The sequence below is a fragment of the Undibacterium sp. Ji49W genome (genome assembly GCF_049340205.1).
In the GTDB taxonomy this organism is placed as follows: domain Bacteria; phylum Pseudomonadota; class Gammaproteobacteria; order Burkholderiales; family Burkholderiaceae_D; genus Undibacterium.
The window spans coordinates 162,985-181,898 of the sequence record NZ_JBMPOW010000007.1 but is presented as its reverse complement, the minus strand read 5'-3'; the positions used below and the strand labels follow the sequence as shown (position 1 = coordinate 181,898).

General features: G+C 53.1%; 14 protein-coding genes. 5 read left to right on the top strand and 9 right to left on the bottom strand.

Features of this window, described 5'->3' with window-relative positions:
* Positions 1–42: 42 nt before the first annotated feature.
* From ACO0LK_RS10770 to ACO0LK_RS10760, 3 genes are all read right to left on the bottom strand, one after another.
* Positions 43–924: a phosphatidate cytidylyltransferase gene (locus ACO0LK_RS10770; protein WP_422974878.1), complete on the bottom strand. Its 882-nt coding sequence runs from the start codon at positions 922–924 to the stop codon at positions 43–45.
* A 167-nt stretch (positions 925–1,091) separates the two neighbouring features.
* Positions 1,092–2,735 (bottom strand): diguanylate cyclase, encoded by a 1,644-nt coding sequence (locus ACO0LK_RS10765; protein WP_422974876.1) that lies wholly within the window; start codon positions 2,733–2,735, stop codon positions 1,092–1,094.
* Positions 2,736–3,128 (bottom strand): response regulator, encoded by a 393-nt coding sequence (locus ACO0LK_RS10760; RefSeq protein ID WP_422974874.1) that lies wholly within the window; start codon positions 3,126–3,128, stop codon positions 2,736–2,738.
* 414 nt (positions 3,129–3,542) lie between these two features.
* Between ACO0LK_RS10760 and ACO0LK_RS10755 the strand changes: the two genes are divergently transcribed.
* Positions 3,543–5,183, top strand: a complete 1,641-nt coding sequence (locus ACO0LK_RS10755) for a M28 family peptidase (RefSeq protein WP_422974872.1) — start codon at positions 3,543–3,545, stop codon at positions 5,181–5,183.
* Positions 5,184–5,242: 59 nt separating this feature from the next.
* Here ACO0LK_RS10755 and ACO0LK_RS10750 read toward each other — a convergent pair whose 3' ends face one another.
* From ACO0LK_RS10750 to hutU, 5 genes are all read right to left on the bottom strand, one after another.
* On the bottom strand, positions 5,243–9,079 hold the full coding sequence (locus ACO0LK_RS10750; RefSeq protein WP_422974870.1) for a DUF748 domain-containing protein: 3,837 nt from the start codon (positions 9,077–9,079) through the stop codon (positions 5,243–5,245).
* A gap of 276 nt (positions 9,080–9,355) precedes the next feature.
* Entirely contained in the window at positions 9,356–10,576 is a 1,221-nt protein-coding gene (gene hutI, locus ACO0LK_RS10745) for an imidazolonepropionase (protein WP_422974868.1), read from the bottom strand.
* On the bottom strand, positions 10,576–11,184 hold the full coding sequence (locus ACO0LK_RS10740; protein WP_422974866.1) for a HutD family protein: 609 nt from the start codon (positions 11,182–11,184) through the stop codon (positions 10,576–10,578). The genes hutI and ACO0LK_RS10740 overlap by 1 nt, the downstream gene beginning before the upstream one ends.
* Positions 11,185–11,302: 118 nt before the next feature.
* A complete protein-coding gene (gene hutH, locus ACO0LK_RS10735) occupies positions 11,303–12,844 on the bottom strand; it encodes a histidine ammonia-lyase (RefSeq protein WP_422974864.1) in 1,542 nt (513 codons plus the stop codon).
* 212 nt (positions 12,845–13,056) lie between these two features.
* Positions 13,057–14,760, bottom strand: a complete 1,704-nt coding sequence (gene hutU, locus ACO0LK_RS10730) for a urocanate hydratase (protein ID WP_422974862.1) — start codon at positions 14,758–14,760, stop codon at positions 13,057–13,059.
* A 281-nt stretch (positions 14,761–15,041) separates the two neighbouring features.
* Here hutU and ACO0LK_RS10725 point away from each other — a divergent pair, with 281 nt between their 5' ends.
* Positions 15,042–15,449, top strand: a complete 408-nt coding sequence (locus tag ACO0LK_RS10725; protein WP_422974860.1) for a rhodanese-like domain-containing protein — start codon at positions 15,042–15,044, stop codon at positions 15,447–15,449.
* 3 nt (positions 15,450–15,452) lie between these two features.
* Positions 15,453–15,929: a GNAT family N-acetyltransferase gene (locus ACO0LK_RS10720; RefSeq protein ID WP_422974858.1), complete on the top strand. Its 477-nt coding sequence runs from the start codon at positions 15,453–15,455 to the stop codon at positions 15,927–15,929.
* Between the two features lie 50 nt (positions 15,930–15,979).
* Here ACO0LK_RS10720 and ACO0LK_RS10715 read toward each other — a convergent pair whose 3' ends face one another.
* Entirely contained in the window at positions 15,980–16,747 is a 768-nt protein-coding gene (locus ACO0LK_RS10715) for a 3-oxoacyl-ACP reductase family protein (RefSeq protein ID WP_422974856.1), read from the bottom strand.
* A gap of 165 nt (positions 16,748–16,912) precedes the next feature.
* Between ACO0LK_RS10715 and ACO0LK_RS10710 the strand changes: the two genes are divergently transcribed.
* Both ACO0LK_RS10710 and hutC read left to right on the top strand, forming a co-directional pair.
* Complete coding sequence (locus tag ACO0LK_RS10710; protein WP_422974854.1) at positions 16,913–17,848, top strand: LysR family transcriptional regulator; 936 nt, start codon at positions 16,913–16,915, stop codon at positions 17,846–17,848.
* A 38-nt stretch (positions 17,849–17,886) separates the two neighbouring features.
* Positions 17,887–18,642, top strand: coding sequence for a histidine utilization repressor (hutC, locus tag ACO0LK_RS10705; RefSeq protein ID WP_422974852.1), 756 nt, complete (start codon positions 17,887–17,889; stop codon positions 18,640–18,642).
* The last annotated feature ends 272 nt before the right edge of the window (positions 18,643–18,914 follow it).

Sequence of the window (18,914 nt, the reverse complement as noted above, 5' to 3'; positions counted from 1 at the left end):
CTTGTCCTTCATTAGCTATAATTTTTTGTAAGTGCTGGTTTTTTAAAACAGCAAGCCCAGATATAGCAATGGCGCAGTCAGTACCAGGCTATCTACCCGGTCCAGTATGCCGCCATGGCCTGGTATCAGTTCAGAGAAATCCTTGATCTTCAGATAGCGTTTGGCTGCTGAAAAAATCAGGTCACCGGCAAAACCGCCAACCGACAGCAAGATGCCCATCAACAGTAAATATAAGGGGGTCGCCAGATGCAGGTAACTGCCCAGGCCGGTCGATACCAGCATGGACACCACCACACCACCTATTAAGCCTTGCAGGGTTTTATTCGGGCTGATGGTGGGGGCGATGGTCTGCTTGCCAAATATTTTTCCACTGACGAACTGCGCGATATCATTCAGGGCAGTGACGACAAACAGATAAAAAAACCAGGCCAGCCGGACTTCATTTGAAAATGGCAAAGTCAATAAATTCAGCATGAAGCTAAGGCCATAGCACAGCAGCAGAAACAGCATCAGCAACAATTGATTGCGCTGCCGCCAGATGAAGAACTGCAAGGCTTGCAGGCATAACAAGGCGGGCAAAATCAGACGGGCATCAAATACATTAACATATTGCAGGCCCACTTGCAGCAACACCAGCACCAGGCAAGATAGCAGGAAGCGCCAGCGTGGCCCAGTATAGTGCAGCGATAATTCACGCACCGCCAGCACCACGATCAGCAGGGCCATCAGCAAAGGGCCAACGGGATATAAAAACAGACTCAGGCTGACTACCGGGAAAATAAACCACCAGGCATTCACCTGCTTACGCAACTGGCTCTGGGGCGCGCTATGTCTGCCGACGCCTACACTCGCGAAAGCCAGCAACAGGTACAGCATCAACATGGCACCTACGGTAGGATTGCCGGCAAGAAAATTGGAAAACACTGATCAACCTGGACAACGATAAAGATGCTCCAGTGTACACTGACGTGGACTGCACTTGCTTTTTTAATATGTAAGCAGAAGAAACAAATATTAAATGCTATTGCACGCACATTTCATACTAAAACGGGCTACCGCGATGGTAGCCCGTTTTATTCAGCGGCAAAGACTTAAGCCATGCTGATGCGATTACGGCCACTTTGCTTGGATACATACATGGCGGCATCGGCGGCATCAATCAATTCGTCGGCGTCAGTGCTTGATTCCAGATCAGCCACGCCACCTGAAAAACTGACTCCGAAATGACCGTTTTCACAATGCTGCTGTATCTTGGTAAATGCGACCCTTACCTGGTCCAGTACCTTGCGCGCCATGGTCGCAGTGGTGTCCGGGAAGATCACGGCAAATTCTTCGCCTCCGTAACGTCCGACGATATCGCTGCGGCGCAGGCGCTGCCGCAGCAGGCGTGCCAGCGTGCGCAAAACCTGGTCACCGGCTGGATGGCCATAGGTATCATTAATTTCCTTGAAGTGATCAAGGTCTATCATCGCCAGCGCCAATGGTGCGCCATTGCGACCGGCTTGCGATATCTCGGCGGCCAGTTGTTCCTTGATGGCAGTATGATTGTAGAGACCAGTCAAACCATCGCGCATGATCAGGGCACGCAGGGAACGATAGCGCTCTGCACGGCTGGACAGTGATGATTTCAGATATTCTGGTGCGACCGGCTTGGTGATGAAATCATCGGCACCGGCACGTACGGCATCCAGTTGCTTGGTACGATCAGCTTCGCTGGACAAAAACACGATAGGGACATCAACATAGGAATTGTCCTGGCGTATCATGCGTGACAGTTCAACCCCGTTACAGACCGGCATATAGACATCCATCAACACCAGTTCGGGACGAAAATCAGTCATCACCGTCAATAGCTGGGTAGGGTCATTCAGCAGATACACATTCATGCCGGCATCACGCAGAATCGCACCGTAAAATTTCGAGGTAACGGCATCATCATCAATGATGAGCACGCGATAACTCTTGTTTTCATTGAGCTGCAAAATGCCTTCTATGCGCTCGGTCAGAGCTACCACATCGACCGGTTTGGTAAAATAACCATCACCGCTGGCACGCACTGCGAGCAAACGCGAATCAAAACTGCTGGAACGCGAAACGAACACGGTAGGAATGCGGAAGCGTTCTATCTGTTTGATGCGGGCGATTTCTTCTGCGCCAGCAACCTTGCCTTCAGGGAAACTGAGTTCAATCACAATCACATGCGGGCGTCTGGTGGCCACTGCCGCAGCCAATGCCCGCAGATGGTTCATGCGCACGACTTCATAGCCGAAGTGTTCAAGCTGATCAGTAATTTCCTGATTTTGCGCTTCGTCTTCATCCACCAGGTAAATCAGGTGGGGGTCGCTGACATGCCGGTCTTCTTCCTGCACGCTCTCGGCCACGCCATTCACTGGGGTGGTGTCATGCTTCAGGGCATAGTCAAAATACTTATTCATGTCGGTGGAATAGGCGTTCAGCTCTTCCACAGTCCATGGCTTGCCTTCCAGATGCGGCTTCAGTACGGATTCAAAAACCCGCGCTTGCGAACCGATTTCGGCAAAACCGAACGTCCCGGCGGAACCCGCCATGGTATGCAAGTGCCGGTGCAGGACGATCATGGCTTCCTTGTCATCCGGGCGGTCTTGGACTGCCTGCAAGGTGCTCAGGATTTCCTGTATTTTTGACGGTAGTTTCTGCAAAAAAACGGCTTCAAGGGCACGCAGTTTTTCTTGCAGGCTATCATTTTTGTCTGACATCTACGGCTTCTCCTGCCATAACTTACGCACCTGCGTCGATAGTTCCATGGGGTCAAACGGTTTGGCAATCACGCCTATGGCACCCAGGGACTTATAAAATTCCATCTCGGTGGATTGTACTTTGGCGGTCATGAAAATCACAGGCGTGGTCTGGGTGCCCGGCAATTTACGCAATTCAGCCAGCGTGGTCGGGCCATCCATGTTCGGCATCATGACATCCAGCAACAGCAGGTCTGGTACGAATCCACCACTGACTTCAGTGATGGCCTGTGCACCAGAGCTACAGGTTTTCAGACTGAAACCACCAACAACCTCAAGCGCTATCTGGGCCACGGTTTGTATGTCAGCATCGTCTTCCACATACAGAATATTGGCGAGCGTTGCAGAGGTCATTGTTACTCCTTATTGCGATAGGTAAAACGGATGGTCTCAGGATAAATCAAGATTACTCGCAAAACAACAATAAATCCTGTTCATTATCAGGATAATCATCATTCAACGAGCCATCGGCAACAAGTCAGGGCTTAAATCCTTCTTTTTGTTTCCAAAATAAATGTATTTTTTGAAATAATTATTCACATGTTCGCCAAGCAATCAAAATTATGATTGCCGCAAGGTAAGCAGTAAATAAACAGCAGCATCGCTTTTTGGGCATGTTGATGATCTGTATCGCGCGCAAGCCCAAATGACTGGTACTACAAAATAGCTGTTTTCCTGTTTTTGTGGGGACTTGATGCCGTTGTTTAAAAAAACACCGCCTTTGTAATATGATCTGGCGTCAAATTAAACGATTTTATAGGAGTTCTGATGCGTCTCATGCTGACCGCCATATCCAGTATGGTTTTGAATTTTGCTATTGCCAGCCATGCGGCTCAGGCGCAGCAAGTACAAGAAGCACCCTTGCGTGCGCATCTGGCATTTTTATCTGACGACTTGTTGGAAGGACGCGGTACCGGGCAACGCGGCGGTGATATTGCAGTGCGCTATCTTGAAACACAAGCGGCAGCAATGGGTCTGGTGCAGATGCCGGGCGCAAATGGCTATCGCCAAACTGTGACGCTGGTCGGTAGCCAAACGCTTGGCAGCAGTCAACTTCGTTTTGAAACAAATAAGGGCACACTCTCGCCAGTTCTGGGGGCTGACATTGTGTACGGTTCGTCCAACGGCAAAGCCGACAATGATTTCGATGCGCCGCTGGTGTTTGTCGGCTACGGTGTGCGCGCATCGGAAGAACGCTGGGATGATTTCAAAGGCGTCAACCTGAAAGGCAAATTGCTGGTCATGATGGTCAACGACCCGCAGCCGACCACAGTAGAGCCAAACCGTTTTGGCGGAAAGGCCCTCACCTATTATGGCCGCTGGACCTACAAGTTTGAAGAAGCCGCACGGCAAGGTGCGGCAGGTGTGCTATTGATTCACACGACGCCGTCAGCCAGCTATGCCTGGAACGTGCCACAAACATCTTTCAGCCACGAACGCTTTAGTCTTGGCAAGCATGGCAACAACGACAATAGCGGCAATGCACTGGAAGGCTGGATACAGGAAGATAGTGCCAAAGCCTTGTTCGCTGCGGCAGGACAGGATTTGGATGCCTTGCGTGCACAGGCTGAAACCCGTGAATTTAAACCTGTCGCAATCGATGCAAGGATTCACGTCAGCTTGCGCAGCACCGTACGTAAAGTGGAGCAGCAAAACGTCATCGGCATGGTACCTGGCAAGGACGCAAAACTGAAAGATCAGGCAGTGCTGTATTCCGCACACTGGGATCATCTGGGCATGGTGCAAGAACCCGGCAAACCTGCCCAAATCTGGAATGGCGCAGTGGATAATGCTTCCGGTGCGGCTGCCTTGCTGGCCATGGCGCAGGCCGCGGTGACGCACCCGGCGAAACGCACACAGATTTTCTTATGGCCTGCTGCAGAAGAACCGGGCTTGCTTGGCAGCGCATTTTACGTTCAACATCCCTTATGGCCACTGGCAAAAACTGCGGCTGATCTCAATCTGGACAGCATGAATTTTGTCGGCAAAACGCAGGACATCGGCGTAGCAGGCAGTGAGCACAGCAGCCTGTTTAACAGCGCCACATCCGTTGCAAAGAAAATGGGCTTACGCATTGCACCATCTGTTCCTGATTTAGGGGGTGCCTTCTTTCGCGCCGATCATTTCAACTTTGTGCGGGCGGGTGTGCCGGCATTTAATGTGGGTTCTGCCGTATTTTCTGGTGATGGATCATTTGCCTTCGATCATGATGCAGAACAAGAAGCAGCACAAATGAAAGCGTTCAAAAAAGACTACCATACCCCGCGCGACCGTTACAACCCAGCATGGGATTTAAGCGGCATGGTACAACAGGCGCAATTTACCTTAAATCTGGGCTATGCAGTTGCTAACGATGCCGCGTTGCCAGTCTGGAATAAGGAAGGGTCGTACAAGCGTGTAGCGCGGTGACTGGCGTGCAGCGGGGGCAATGACTATCAACAGCGCTCCCGCGTTGCTGCAAGTGCAAGTTACTTCAAACTAAAATCCACCCGGTTCGGACTACCCTTGTCCTTGATGCCATCGGCGTTCAGTTTAGGGGCGATCAGGAACAGCCTTTCACGCTCGACACCTGATACATCTTCCAGATAATCACGCACGGCATCGGCCCGTTTCTGTGCCAGGCTGCGCAAGGCATCCGGGGTGACCTGGGTGTTGGCGAGTATCATTTTTTCAGCTTCTGCGGTTGGCAGGGTCTTGGCCATGCCGATGGCATTGCGTGGCTTGGTGAATTTTTCTGCCTGATAGACTTCTTCTACATACCTGGCTTTTTCTGCATCCGTGATGACGATATCGTCTTTCTTGACGGTACGGTCTTTCTGGTGCACGTCTTTCCATTTCAGTTCACGCATTTTTTGCAGTAACAAGATCTGGCGTATGCCATCCGAATCCGTTGCCGGTTCGACACGGCCTATGATGTCCAGCTTCAGGCCGCTACGGTTTTTGAGTGCCTTGGCCAGATTGTCGAGCTTGGCAGTAGCAGCAGGCGTCAAGCTGGTTTGACCGGGTAAAAATTCGGTATAGGCCAGTTCTTCGCCGCCACCAAACATCGAACCCAGCAAGGCAAACGGCGATGTCACGGCCTTGGTGATGATGTTGACAAATACCTTGAAGATAATCCCGCCGACGGAAAACTGTGGGTCAGACAAAGAGCCGGTGATCGGCAGGTTGATGGCAATGCGGCCCTGGTTATCTCGCAACAAGGCCACTGCCAACATGACTGGCAACTTGGTCGCACTTGGGCTTTCTACCCGTTCGCCAAAGGTCAGCTGGTCAAGGCGCACGTCATTTTCTGCCTGCAATTGCTGGTTTTCTATGCGGTAAGCCACCTGCATGGACAGCTTGCCTTTTTCGATGACATAGCCAGCATACTTGGCGGCATACGGTGTCAGCCGGGTCAGTTCCAGCCCGTTGGCGCTGGCTTTGACATCCATGAAGACAGGATTGGATAGCGGATTCAGGGTGCCGGAAATCACCAGCGGGGCATCATCATCCACCTTGCCAGTCAATTCTATCGTGGCGGGTTGTGGATTGTCAGAGGCAATTGCACCAATGGTACCGGCAACCCCGGTCAGGTTGGCGCTGTAGTTCGGCTTGACGAAGTTATCGGTGAAGTTGACATTGCCGCCCTTTAGCGTGGTTTGGGCTATGCGTATCACGACGGGATTGGCTTTTTCCGGCTTGGCTGGCAAAGGTACGGTGACAATCGTCGTGGTGGCAGTCTTGCTGGTAACGGGCTTGGCTGCGGCATCATCTGCTTGTGCCACGGGCGTTGTTGGCGCTGCTGACACGGCAGCCTCACCCTCTTCCGCATCGGCCTTTTTGGTGCTGAGTATGGTCTGGATATTCAGCTTGCCTTTGGCAGACAGGATGGCACGTGCATAGAAATCATTGAGTGCCAGTTTTTTCAGGGTCACCAGTTGTTTGTCGCCACCGATCTGGGCGCTGATGCCTTCCATAGCGATATTTTTCCATTCGAGGAAATCTTCATCGGCACCATTTTCCAGCAGGTGGAAATCATTCAGCGCCAGCATGCCTTCGTAATTGATCTGCCTGCTATTGTCGAGCACATTATTCAGATTCAGTTTGCCTTTGATATCTGCACGCCCACGTGTCAGCGCCGCATTCACATACGGCGATACATAAGGGAACAAGGCGGATACCGGCAAGCCCTGGGCATCCAGATTCATTGTGATATTTTTCAACTGGGCGGAGGCTGTCGCATCCAGACTGAGCCTGGATTTTTTCCCTATATTCGTCACCAGATTCAATTTGACCGGCTGCGACATGTCACTGCTGAGTTTTTCTGCATGCAGATTAAAGGCATCCAGTTTTATCTTTACTTCTGGCGACATGAATTTATCGTTGAAGCTGACAGCACTGTCCTTGAAATCCAGGCTGGCAAGATTAACTTTCCAGACGGCCGCAGCTGTCGTGCCAGCCTTGCTGGCTGTAGCACTATCTGCTGCTAGAGGTGCAGTTGGGGTGACGCTGGCACTACTATTACTAGTACCACTGGCACTGCTGCTGATACTGCTACTACCAGCGCTGGATTTCAGCCATTTCTTCAGATTCAATACGGCTTGCTCGTCCCGTCGCACATCCGTCACCAGGCCGTCGAACAGTACGCTGCCTATATTGACTTGCTTGCTTTCCATGTTCAGGGTCAGTTTATCTACCGTCAATGCTTTCAGGTTGAAACTGCCATCGTCGGCAGACTTGGGTTTGATGGCGAACTGGCTGAGTTTCATACCCAGATCATCGACTTGCACCAGGCCTTTTTGCACTTGCAATTGCGCATTCACATCAAATTTACCGCTGACGCTCGCGAGTAAATAATTGCTCAGCAAAGGCTGATAAGTAGCCAAGGACCATGCACTTAAAGCCAGTTGTGCTTTTGCCGTGCCAATCAGCGGCTGCATCTCGCCTTCCAGTTTCAGGCTTTCATCATTTTCGCCGTTGAGTGCAAACTTGAACACGGCAGCCTTGGCGTCAGTTGCAGACGACAAACCACGCGCTGTCAGGCTGATGTCTTTCAGATTGACGGTCTGTGCAGGATTGGCGTGCCTGGCATCACGGAAATGCAACATCCCTTTTGACAACTGCAGTTCTGCCAATTGCTGCACGGCAGCGACCGGCTTTGTTGCGCTCACGGCTGTGTACGATGCTGAAACAGCAGCCACCACTGGCGCTACGGCACTCTTGTTACTTGATTTGCTGTCTTTGGCTGGGGTGACCGGGGTGGCTGGGGTGTTGGCATTAGCCGGAGTCGCCAGGCTGGCCCAGTTCAACTGGCCCTGCTGATTGATATCCAGCCAGATTTCAGGTGCTGACAATTCCAGCTTGCTGATACTGGCTGCGGCCGTCATGACATTGACTTGCTTGATTTGTGCATGCAGGCTGGCCAGTTTCAGCAAAGGTGCATCTGACTTGTCATTGACATGTAGCTCATCCAGATGCACATCCCCTGCAAGTAATAATTCGGGGTGGGCATTCTTGCGGCTGAAAATCAGATCCAGTTTGGTCGACAATTTTGCGCTCTGGATTTGTACCGGCAGCGCTACCGGCACATACGGCAGATATTGGGTCAGGTCCAGTTTATCCAGGTCTATCGCCAGTGAAGTATCCAGGCTGCTGGTAAATGGCTTGGCCCTGCCCTTCAGGACAAAATTCGATCCATTCACTTTGGCTGACAGCATGGGTTCGACAAAGCTTTCCACCTGATTCGGGAAATTGGACACAAAGGGCACGCCAATCTGTAGCGCTTCAACCTTGAATTGTTCCTTGACGACCTTGTCGTCGATATCTATCTTGCCGTCTGCCACCTGCAGGTTGGCCAGTGAAAAGCGTGCCTGGGAATCGCTCTTGGGCATGGCTGCAATTTTGTCCAGGATATCGCTGAAGTTATACCGTCCATAGCCTTCCCCCGCAGTGCGGATAATATGTACATACGGTTCGGTGACCCTGACCTCATCAACAATCAGCGCCTGACGGAACAGGGATGCCAGGGACAGGTTCAGCACCAGTTCTTTGACTTTGACTGCGGGGGTGCGCTGGTCGGCTTCATACAGGCTCAGGCCCTCTATCGTCAGCGCCAGGCGGAAAGGTGAAAAGCGGATATCGGTCATCTCCAGCTTGCGACCTATCTGCTGCTGTACTTCTTCGGTAGCAATGCGTTTGACCAGGCCAGGAAGGAAGGCCCAGCTCAACACCACCAGCAATAACAGCAAACCAAGGAAACCCATTGCCCAACGGCGCAGGTGCCAGCGTTGATACGCGTCCGTGATTTTTTGCTTTACTGTTGTCATGATCAATTCTTTACTTGTGTCTACCTGAACAACATTATAGTCGCCACTGGCAACGATAGACAGGGAAGCAAGAGAAAACCCCGTCTGAACGGGGTTAAAGAATGTCAATCAACAAAGAAAATTCTAAGAACCTGTTCACGATCTGTAGCGAGCCCGCGTCAACGGGATCAGCGGGGCGAAGAGCAGCGCAAATAGCGGAATGTACTCTGGTACATGAGCATTTTGAGCAGCGCATGAGCCTTGATCACGCTCGCGCAGTAAGATCATGAACAGGTTCTAACACACCATGCCAGCAAAAACCTTGGCCTGTGAGGGATTACCTGCGATGTGGTAGGCCAGATCGGCCGGTCTGGCGATGGCCCACAAGGCAAAGTCAGCTGCCTTGCCCACTTCCAGGCTGCCAGTTTCTGTACTTGCACCTAACGCACGGGCGGCATGACAGGTCACGCCCTGCAAGGCTTCCAGCGGGGTCATGCGAAACAGGGTGCATGCCATATTCATGGTTAGCAACAATGAAGTCATGGGGGAAGTACCGGGATTGCAATCCGTTGCCAGCGCAATGGGCACAGCAGCCGCACGTAATGCAGTCAATGGCGGATATTTGGTCTCGCGCAAGAAATAAAACGCCCCTGGCAAGAGCACAGCCACCGTGCCACTCGCGGCCATGGCGGCAATACCCTCATCCGACAGGTATTCGAGATGATCGGCAGACAGGCCCTGGTACTTTGCTGTCAAGGCTGCCCCGCCCTGATCAGACAATTGCTCGGCATGCAGTTTGACTGGCAGGCCCAGTACCTGTGCCGCCTGGAACACGCGTTCAGTCTGGGCTGGTGTGAAACCTATTTTTTCGCAAAACACATCAACGGCATCGACCAGGCCCTCGGCCATCAGGGCCGGCAACATCTGTGCACATACCAGGTCGATGTAATCGTCGGCCCTGCCTGCATATTCTGGCGGCAAGGCATGTGCACCTAAAAAGGTGGTTTTGACACGTACCGGAAATTCACGCCCTATGCGTCTGGCCACACGCAGTATGCGTGCCTCGGTTTCAAGATCCAGCCCATAGCCAGATTTGATTTCCAGCGTGGTGACGCCTTCGGCCAGCATGGCATGCAGGCGTGGCAGGCTGGCCGCCAGCAATTCATCTTCGGTTGCGGCACGGGTGGCGCGCACGGTGGCATTGATGCCGCCGCCCTGCCTGGCGATGTCTTCATAGGCGACACCGTTCAGGCGTGCTTCAAATTCATTGCTGCGATTGCCTGCGTAGACCAGATGGGTATGGCAATCAATCAGACCGGGGGTCAGCCAGCAGCCTTTGCCGTCATGGGTTTTGGTCTTGGCATAACCGGCTGGCAGTTCAGCCTGCACACCCAGCCAGGCGATCCTGCCATCCTTGACGGCAATGGCTGCATTTTTGATTTCTGCATAGCCATCAGTCATGCAGGCCAGGTGCACATTGATCCACAAACTGTCCCAGGATGCTTCTATTTGCGCCATCAGCTGTCACCCATATTCAGAAATTGTATACGCATCAGATACAGCTCTGCCCCTTCACCAGCATGCAGGTTCAGGCGTATGCCGCCGTGTTCATGCTCTTCATCAAACAGGCAGCAATCATAGGTTTGCAAGACTTCACCCGTGGACAGACGGGCACTGCCCTCTGCACAAAACAGCAAGAGCTGCTGGGCATCATTGGCTTCGATGAAATGACTACCGGCTTCCAGTCTTTGCATGTGGTGGGTGCAGACATCACGCCGCGTCATCATGTTCAAATCCAGCACAGTGCCATGCAAGAGCTCGGCATTGATCGGGGTTTCGCCACGAAACTGATGCGGCAGGCTGTCTTTTTTAAGGAATATGCTGCTGCCATGGCTTTGCTCGCTATCACCATGCAAAATCAGGCCATCGCCTGACAGTATCGCCAGGGTCCGGTCAATCTGGCTGAAATGCGAAAACGGGCCATTGCTGCTGACTTCAGCCGTACTCAAGCGCCAGACAAAATGATCCAGGCTGGCACCAGACGGAAAAATCGCCAGCTCAGTCGTGCTGCCACCGCCATTTTTCCATGGCATGGTCTGATAATCCTGTCTTGTCCACTTACGCATAGTTTTCAAACATGGTGAGGCAAATTGGTGGCGCGACACATAGAATGCACAGAGTGGCCTCTTCAAACTGAAGAAGCCACTATCTTATTTCAAGCCAAATAGAGGCTCAAATACAAACTCAAAATAAGTATAGATTCTGATACAACTTCTGACATTGTGCGCTCAATTGCCCCTCTACCACCAGTGTTTTCGCAGCTTCGATATCCGGCGCAAAGAAACGGTCTTTGTCATAGAAAGCCACCTTGTCACGCAACAGCTGGTGTACCTGCTTCAGCATACCCGAGGTTTGCAAGGGTGCATGAAAATCTATACCCTGAGCCGCTGCCAGTAATTCTATGCCGACGATGGTGGCGGTATTGTGCGCCATTTCATGCAGGCGGCGGGCACCAAAGGTGGCCATGCTGACATGGTCTTCCTGGTTGGCCGATGTCGGTATGGTGTCCACACTGGAAGGATGAGCATGCGACTTATTTTCGGACGCCAGTGCCGCTGCCGTCACATGGGCAATCATGAAGCCGGAATTCAAGCCTGACGAAGGCACCAGGAAAGGTGGCAAGCCAGAAATCGAGGCATCTATCAACAAGGCAATGCGGCGCTCGGAAATAGAGCCGATTTCTGCAATCGCCAGCGCCAGAGTATCTGCCGCAAAAGCCACAGGCTCTGCATGGAAGTTACCGCCAGAAATGACTTCACCGGTTTCAACAAACACCAGCGGGTTATCAGTAACCGCATTGGCTTCGATCAGCAAGGTACGGGCTGCATTATTGATGATGTCGAGGCAGGCACCCATGACTTGTGGCTGGCAGCGCAGACAATACGGGTCTTGTACGCGTTCATCATTGACAAGGTGGGAACGGCGGATTTCACTGCCCTCCAGCAGACTGCGATAAATCTGGGCGGTGGCAATCTGGCCAGGCTGACCACGACTGGCATGGATACGCGGATCAAATGGCGCATCGCTACCCTTAGCCGCATCGACCGACAAGGCACCGGTAATGGTGGCCGCTTCCAGCAGGCGTTCTGCCAAAAACAGACCATTCAGGGCCAGTGCATTCGACACCTGTGTACCGTTGATGAGTGCCAGACCTTCCTTGGCGGCCAGCACCACGGGCTGGATGCCCGCTGCGGCCAGCGCTTCTTTGGCGGGTATCAGTTTGCCGTTAACACGGGCATCGCCTTCCCCCAGCAAAGCCAGGGTCATATGCGACAAGGGCGCCAGATCACCAGATGCACCGACCGACCCCTTGACCGGGATGGTCGGCATGATGCCTGCGTTATACATGGCGATCATGCTGTCTATGACTGATGCACGTATGCCTGAATAGCCACGTGCCAGGCTACCGATTTTCATCGCCAGTATCAGCCGCACGACTTCATCAGCAATCAGTTCACCAGAACCGACGGAATGTGAAAGGATGAGATTGCGCTGCAAGAGTTCCAGTTGTTCATCCGGAATACGGGTCTTGGCCAGTTTGCCAAAACCGGTGTTGATGCCATAGGCGGCATCGCCCTTCGCCACGATTTTATCGATGGTGGCGGAGGATGCATTGATGGCTGCGTAGGCGCTGTCCGCCAGCTTCAAAGGCTGGGCTTTGGTCCAGATGGCACGCAGGTCAGTCAGACTGAATTGGCCGGGTTGGATTTCAAAATGGGTGCTCATGGTTTTTTCCTGAATACTTTAATAATTTGTGCGGGCAGATTCGTGGGGCAATCTACTCCTTCCCCTTCAAGGGGAAGGTTGGGATGGGGATGGGTTTCTTCAGCAATTCAGACTTGTAATGATCAACCGAAACCCATCCCCTCCCTGGCTCTCCCCTTGAAGGGGAGGGAATATGAAAATAAATTACTATTATCGCGATAAATAAAATCGACTTACCTGCCAGTACCCTTAATCATAGGCAACTTCAAGCCCTCACGCTCGGCACAGGCAACGGCCTGCTCATACCCAGCATCGGCATGCCGCATGACGCCAGAGCCGCAGTCATTCACCAGTACACGCGCCAGGCGTTTTGCCGCTGCATCCGTGCCATCTGCAACGATGACCATACCAGAATGCTGAGAATAACCCATGCCTACGCCACCGCCATGATGCAGTGATACCCAGCTGGCGCCACCTGCCGTGTTCAGCAAGGCGTTCAGCAAAGGCCAGTCGGATACGGCATCGGTGCCATCGCGCATGCCTTCGGTTTCGCGATTGGGGCTGGCGACTGAACCTGTGTCCAGATGATCACGACCAATAACAATCGGTGCTTTCAGTTCGCCATTTTTGACCATTTCATTGAAGGCCAGGCCAGCGATATGACGCTCCCCCAGACCCAGCCAGCAAATACGTGCCGGCAAACCCTGGAAGGCAATGCGTTCGCTCGCCATGTCCAGCCATTTGTGCACACCCTTATTGTGCGGGAACAATTCCTTGATTTTGGCATCGGTCTTGCGGATATCTTCCGGGTCGCCAGACAAGGCGACCCAGCGGAATGGGCCTTTACCGTCGCAGAACAGTGGGCGGATATACGCTGGTACAAAGCCAGGGAAATCAAAAGCATTCTTGACGCCAGTATCAAATGCCACCTGGCGGATATTATTGCCGTAATCGACGGTCGGTATGCCCATGGCATGAAAATCCAGCATGGCTTGTACATGCACGGCGCAGGCTTGCGCAGCGTCGGCAGTCAGTTTGGCATGCAGGCTTACGTCTTGTTGTGCAGCCTTCCATTGTGCGACAGTCCAGCCTATGGGCAGGTAGCCATTGATCAGGTCATGGGCAGAAGTTTGATCTGTTACCAGATCAGGTTTCATGCCCCCGGCTTTTGCGCGTTTAACCAGTTCTGGCAAAACTTCTGCGGCATTGCCGAGCAAGGCGATGGATATCGCTTCTTTGCGGTCACAATGGTGTTTGATGAGTGCCAGTGCATCATCAAGATCTTTGGCCTGCTTGTCGACATAACGGGTACGCAGACGGAAATCAATACTCGATTGCTGGCATTCTATATTCAGCGATACGGCACCGGCAAAGCTGGCCGCCAAAGGCTGCGCGCCGCCCATACCACCCAGGCCGGCTGTCAGAATCCAGCGTCCGCCCCAGTCACCGTTGAAATGCTGACGCCCTGCTTCGGCAAAGGTTTCATAGGTACCCTGGACGATACCCTGGGTGCCGATATAGATCCAGCTGCCGGCAGTCATCTGCCCATACATGAACAGGCCCTTGCGGTCGAGTTCGTTGAAATGTTCCCAGTTGGCCCATTTGGGCACCAGGTTGGAATTGGCGATCAGTACACGCGGCGCATCTTCATGCGTCTTGAAGACGCCTACCGGCTTGCCGGACTGTATGAGCAGGGTTTCATCTTCGTTCAACTCCTTCAGCGACGCCAGTATCTGGTCATAGCATTCCCAGTTGCGCGCTGCACGGCCTATGCCGCCATACACCACCAGGTGCTTGGGGTTTTCGGCGACGGCAGGGTCCAGATTATTCTGAATCATGCGGTAGGCCGCTTCAGCCACCCAGGTCTTGCAAGTTTTTTCTGCGCCGTGCGGGGCGTGAATTTCGCGGCTGGCATCCCAGCGAGGATCGTTGTTCATGTCTCTCTCCATCAACAAATGCAATATAGAAACCCGGCTATATGGAATAAAACCCAAAATAAAACCACCCAGTAAAACCGGATCAGATTTGAATCATTGAGGGAAAGTTTAAGTTGTATATACAACTTTTGCAAGCGAATATTTATGGAGGCATAAATATTTTTCGACACCTGCAAAATTGGCGCGATCTTACCGCCCTATGCCGTTAACGCCACTATGCGCGGCCAGCCAGCAAGCCGACAATGAGCACATCGTCAACCACACCATGAAAGGCAAACCCCATGTCCGTCGTTACTGAAATTGCTGCTGCCGGCAGTGCAGAAGCCATCACCCATTTTTCTGATTCGCTGCGTTTCGAAACCGATTGCTGGGATACCCACCATGCCATGTCCGAAGGCAAGGCTGATTTCGTGCTGCTCGATGTACGTAGCCCAGAATCCTATGCAAAAGGCCATGTGCCTGGCGCCATCAACCTGCTACGGGGCAAAATCATCGCCTCCAAACTGGCCAGTTATCCGGCAGATACCCTGTTTGTGACTTACTGCGCTGGCCCACACTGCAATGGCGCGACACGGGCCGCAATCAAGCTGGCACAACTGGGCCGCCCGGTCAAAATCATGATAGGCGGCATTACCGGATGGCTGGATGAAGGCTTCAGCCTGACGACTGAAGTGACAGAGCTGGCATAGCGCATGTCGACAGACATTCCGGTGCGTTATGCAAAGGCGGCTGATGCCACGGCCTTGCTGGCAATGATGCGCGAGCTAGCAAAATTTGAAGGCTATCTGCCAGACTTTCGCGTGCAAGAGCAAGACTTGCTGGGACGTGGTCTGGACCGTAAATGGGACCATGAGCCAGCCCAATTCCACGCCCTGCTGGCAGAGCCGGCAGATGGTGCCTTGCTGGGCTATGCGGTGCTGGTAGAAATAGCCTTCACCTATGATTTGCGCCCCGACTGTCGTCTCAAGGAACTATATGTCTGCCCCAGCGCCCGGAGTCTGGGCGTGGGCAAGGCATTGATGCAGGCTGTGCTGACCCATGCCAGATCGCGTGGCTGCGGTCGTTTGAAATGGGATGTATTGCCTGGCAATGAAAATGCCAGGCAGTTTTATCGCCGCTTGGGTGGACAGCCTGATACTGGGTGGGAGGCGTGGATACTGCCTTTGTAGTCAAGCCTTTCAAAGGTAATACCCCGCCCCCCCCCAGCAAACATCAAACATCAAGCATCAAAGCCGCCATCCGCCTTCAGGTTGGCACCGGTGATAAATGCCGCATCTTCACTCGCCAGATACGCTACCAGGCTGGCGATTTGTGCGCCGGTACCGTATTTGCCGGTTGCCATGTAGGTGCGCATGGTGTCGGCAAAGGGGCCGTTGGCAGGGTTCATTTCGGTATCTACCGGACCGGGCTGCACATTATTGACAGTGATGCCGCGTGGGCCCAGGTCGCGCGCCAGGCCACGGGTGAAGGATGCTACCGCGCCCTTGGTCAGCGCATAGACAGACAGGCCGGGTACAGGTACAAAATCACTGTTGACGCTGCCTATGGTGATGATGCGACCACCCTCTTTCATATGGCGTTGTGCTTCTTGCGTAGCGACAAACACTGCGGTCACGTTGACGGCAAGCAGGCGCTGGTAGTCGGCCATGCTGAAGTCGTCAATGCTGCCAAACACGGCTGCCCCTGCGTTGTTGACAAGTATGTCCAGCCCGCCCAAGGCTGCTGCTGCGGTGTTGACTGCCTGCCTGACGGCATCAGCATCCTGGGCATCGGCGCGTATCGCCAGGGCCTTGCCACCGGCAGCACGAATGCTGGCCACAACCTGCTCTGCCTGATCACCACTGCTGGCATAGGTAATTGCCACTGCGGCGCCGTCACGTGCCAGTTTTTGTGCGATGGCGGCACCAATACCACGTGAACCGCCGGTAACCAGGGCCACTTTGCCGTTCAATGTTGTGTTTGCTTGTGTGTTCAAAATTTGTGTCATGTCGTTCTCCTGTGTAGTTTCAATTCAATTTCAATGAAAGGTATTAATGAGTTTCTGTTCAATCCGTGATTGGATGAAGCTATTTTGTGCTTTTAAAGTAATTACAGGTAGTCCATAATCCATTACATCACTTTCAACCAAAGGTTGAAGATAAACAGGACAATCATGGAAACGCTCTCAAGCATCGAATCATTCGTCCGCAGTGCCGAAGCAGGCAGCTTTTCGCAGGCAGCGCGCAATCTGGGGCTGACGCCGGCGGCGGTCAGCAAAAACGTCGCCAAGCTGGAGTCACGACTGGGGATACGGCTGTTCCAGCGCAGCACGCGCAGCCTGGTGCTGACAGAAGCGGGGGAAGTATTCCTGGCCCAGATCAGGGTTGGGCTGGACAGCATACAGGCAGCCCTGGCAAACGTTGAAAATGTCGCAGGCAAACCTGCCGGCGTATTGAAGATCAGCCTGGCACTGGCCTTTGGGCGGGATTACGTCTTGCCGGCGGTGAATGATTTCGTCACCACTTACCCGGACGTCATCCCCGACCTGCATTTTGACAACCGCAGCGTAGACCTGATCGCCGAAGGCTTTGATGTCGCCATCGGTGGCGGCATAGAACTGGTGCCGGGCGTGATTGCACGTGAAATCGCGCGCGCCCACGTGATACCGGTTGCCTCCCCAGCTTACCTGGCTGCCCACAAGGTGCCGGTAAGCCCTACCGATCTGGCGGCACTGGATGGCATCATCCGGCGTTCACCACAAAGCGGCCGGCTGCGATCATGGACCTTACGCAATGCAGCAGGCGAAGAAGCAGCGATGGAATTAAAGACACGCGTCATCATGGATGATCCTGAGGCCATGTGCCGCGCTGCCCTGCTGGATATGGGTGTGGCCATGGTACCCAAACTGCATGCGCTGCCATATCTGGAAAGTGGTACGCTGGTGCGCGTGCTGCCAGCATGGCATGCGGATATCGGCCCGATTTCACTGTACTACGCCAGCAGTAAACTGATGCCTGCCAAGACCCGGCTGTTTGTCGATTTCATCGTCAAACGCTTTCGCGAGCTGGATATCGCCGGCAAGTTTTCTGCCTTGCCGCGAAAAAAATAAACGCTGGCGGTGGATATGTTCGCCATCCCTGCCCGCCTATGAGAAAATGCAGCATTCGCCATTTTTCTATTGCCGCCCATCCTGTGAAACCCAGCAAGCCAGATATTCCAGCCTTTCAAGTGATCAAAGATACCCTGCTGAAGGAAATCCAGGCAGGTAAATGGAAAGAAGGCGATGCCATTCCGGCGGAAACCTCGCTGGCTGGCCAGTTCGGGGTGTCACGCATGACAGTCAACCGTGCCATCCGTGAATTAACCAGCGAGCAGATACTGACGCGCATACAGGGTTCCGGCACCTATGTGGCGCAACAAAAATACCAGGCCACGCTGGTGGAAATCAAAAGTATCGCCGAAGAAATCCGTTCTCGCGGCCATGCCCACCGTAGTGAATTGCATGAGCTGAAGGCGGAAGCCGCGACCGAATTGCTGGCCGCAGAATTCCAGGTCAAGGCCGGGCACCCGCTGTTTCATTCTGTCATCGTCCATTTTGAAAACGAAGTGGCAATACAGGTGGAAGACCGCTGGGTCAATTCCAGCGTGACGCCGGAATACCTGCAACAAGACTTCAGCACCATGACGCCGAATGAATACCTGGTCGCTGTCGCCCCGCTGCAAGGCGTTGATTACCGCATCGAAGCCGTGCTACCCACCAGACTGATCGCCGACATGCTGCATATCCCGGCCAAAGAAGCCTGCCTGGTCCTGCACAGAAAAACCCGCTCACAAGGCATGATCGCCACCAGCGTCACCATGTGGCATCCGGGTAAGCGTTATCAATTTGCGGGTAGTTTTTGACTGCAAGACCTTTTCAACACAGAGACACTGAGGGGGCACAGAGGGGCAAGGAGAAAATCTTTGAGTACTTGTCCTGATTTTCAAAGACGTTTTGCGCTAAAAAGTGCAACATTGAGAATCGAATTAAGAATGCGCTTTTCTCTGTGCCCCTCTGTGTCTCCGTGCCTCTGTGTTGAGCTTTCCGGTCTTAAATTTTTGCTCACCATGTCACCCAAATCACCTTCAGCCGCGTTATACATTAATAATGTGACACATACGGTAACCAACTGGTA

Bases quoted from the DNA above. Each gene is read 5' to 3' on its own strand.
- ACO0LK_RS10765 (WP_422974876.1), bottom strand. From the start codon at position 2,735: ATGTCAGACAAAAATGATAGCCTGCAAGAAAAACTGCGTGCCCTTGAA.
- ACO0LK_RS10760 (WP_422974874.1), bottom strand. From the start codon at position 3,128: ATGACCTCTGCAACGCTCGCCAATATTCTGTATGTGGAAGACGATGCT.
- ACO0LK_RS10755 (WP_422974872.1), top strand. From the start codon at position 3,543: ATGCGTCTCATGCTGACCGCCATATCCAGTATGGTTTTGAATTTTGCT.
- ACO0LK_RS10750 (WP_422974870.1), bottom strand. From the start codon at position 9,079: ATGACAACAGTAAAGCAAAAAATCACGGACGCGTATCAACGCTGGCAC.
- hutI (WP_422974868.1), bottom strand. From the start codon at position 10,576: ATGGCGCAAATAGAAGCATCCTGGGACAGTTTGTGGATCAATGTGCAC.
- ACO0LK_RS10740 (WP_422974866.1), bottom strand. From the start codon at position 11,184: ATGCGTAAGTGGACAAGACAGGATTATCAGACCATGCCATGGAAAAAT.
- hutH (WP_422974864.1), bottom strand. From the start codon at position 12,844: ATGAGCACCCATTTTGAAATCCAACCCGGCCAATTCAGTCTGACTGAC.
- hutU (WP_422974862.1), bottom strand. From the start codon at position 14,760: ATGAACAACGATCCTCGCTGGGATGCCAGCCGCGAAATTCACGCCCCG.
- ACO0LK_RS10725 (WP_422974860.1), top strand. From the start codon at position 15,042: ATGTCCGTCGTTACTGAAATTGCTGCTGCCGGCAGTGCAGAAGCCATC.
- ACO0LK_RS10720 (WP_422974858.1), top strand. From the start codon at position 15,453: ATGTCGACAGACATTCCGGTGCGTTATGCAAAGGCGGCTGATGCCACG.
- ACO0LK_RS10715 (WP_422974856.1), bottom strand. From the start codon at position 16,747: ATGACACAAATTTTGAACACACAAGCAAACACAACATTGAACGGCAAA.
- ACO0LK_RS10710 (WP_422974854.1), top strand. From the start codon at position 16,913: ATGGAAACGCTCTCAAGCATCGAATCATTCGTCCGCAGTGCCGAAGCA.
- hutC (WP_422974852.1), top strand. From the start codon at position 17,887: ATGAGAAAATGCAGCATTCGCCATTTTTCTATTGCCGCCCATCCTGTG.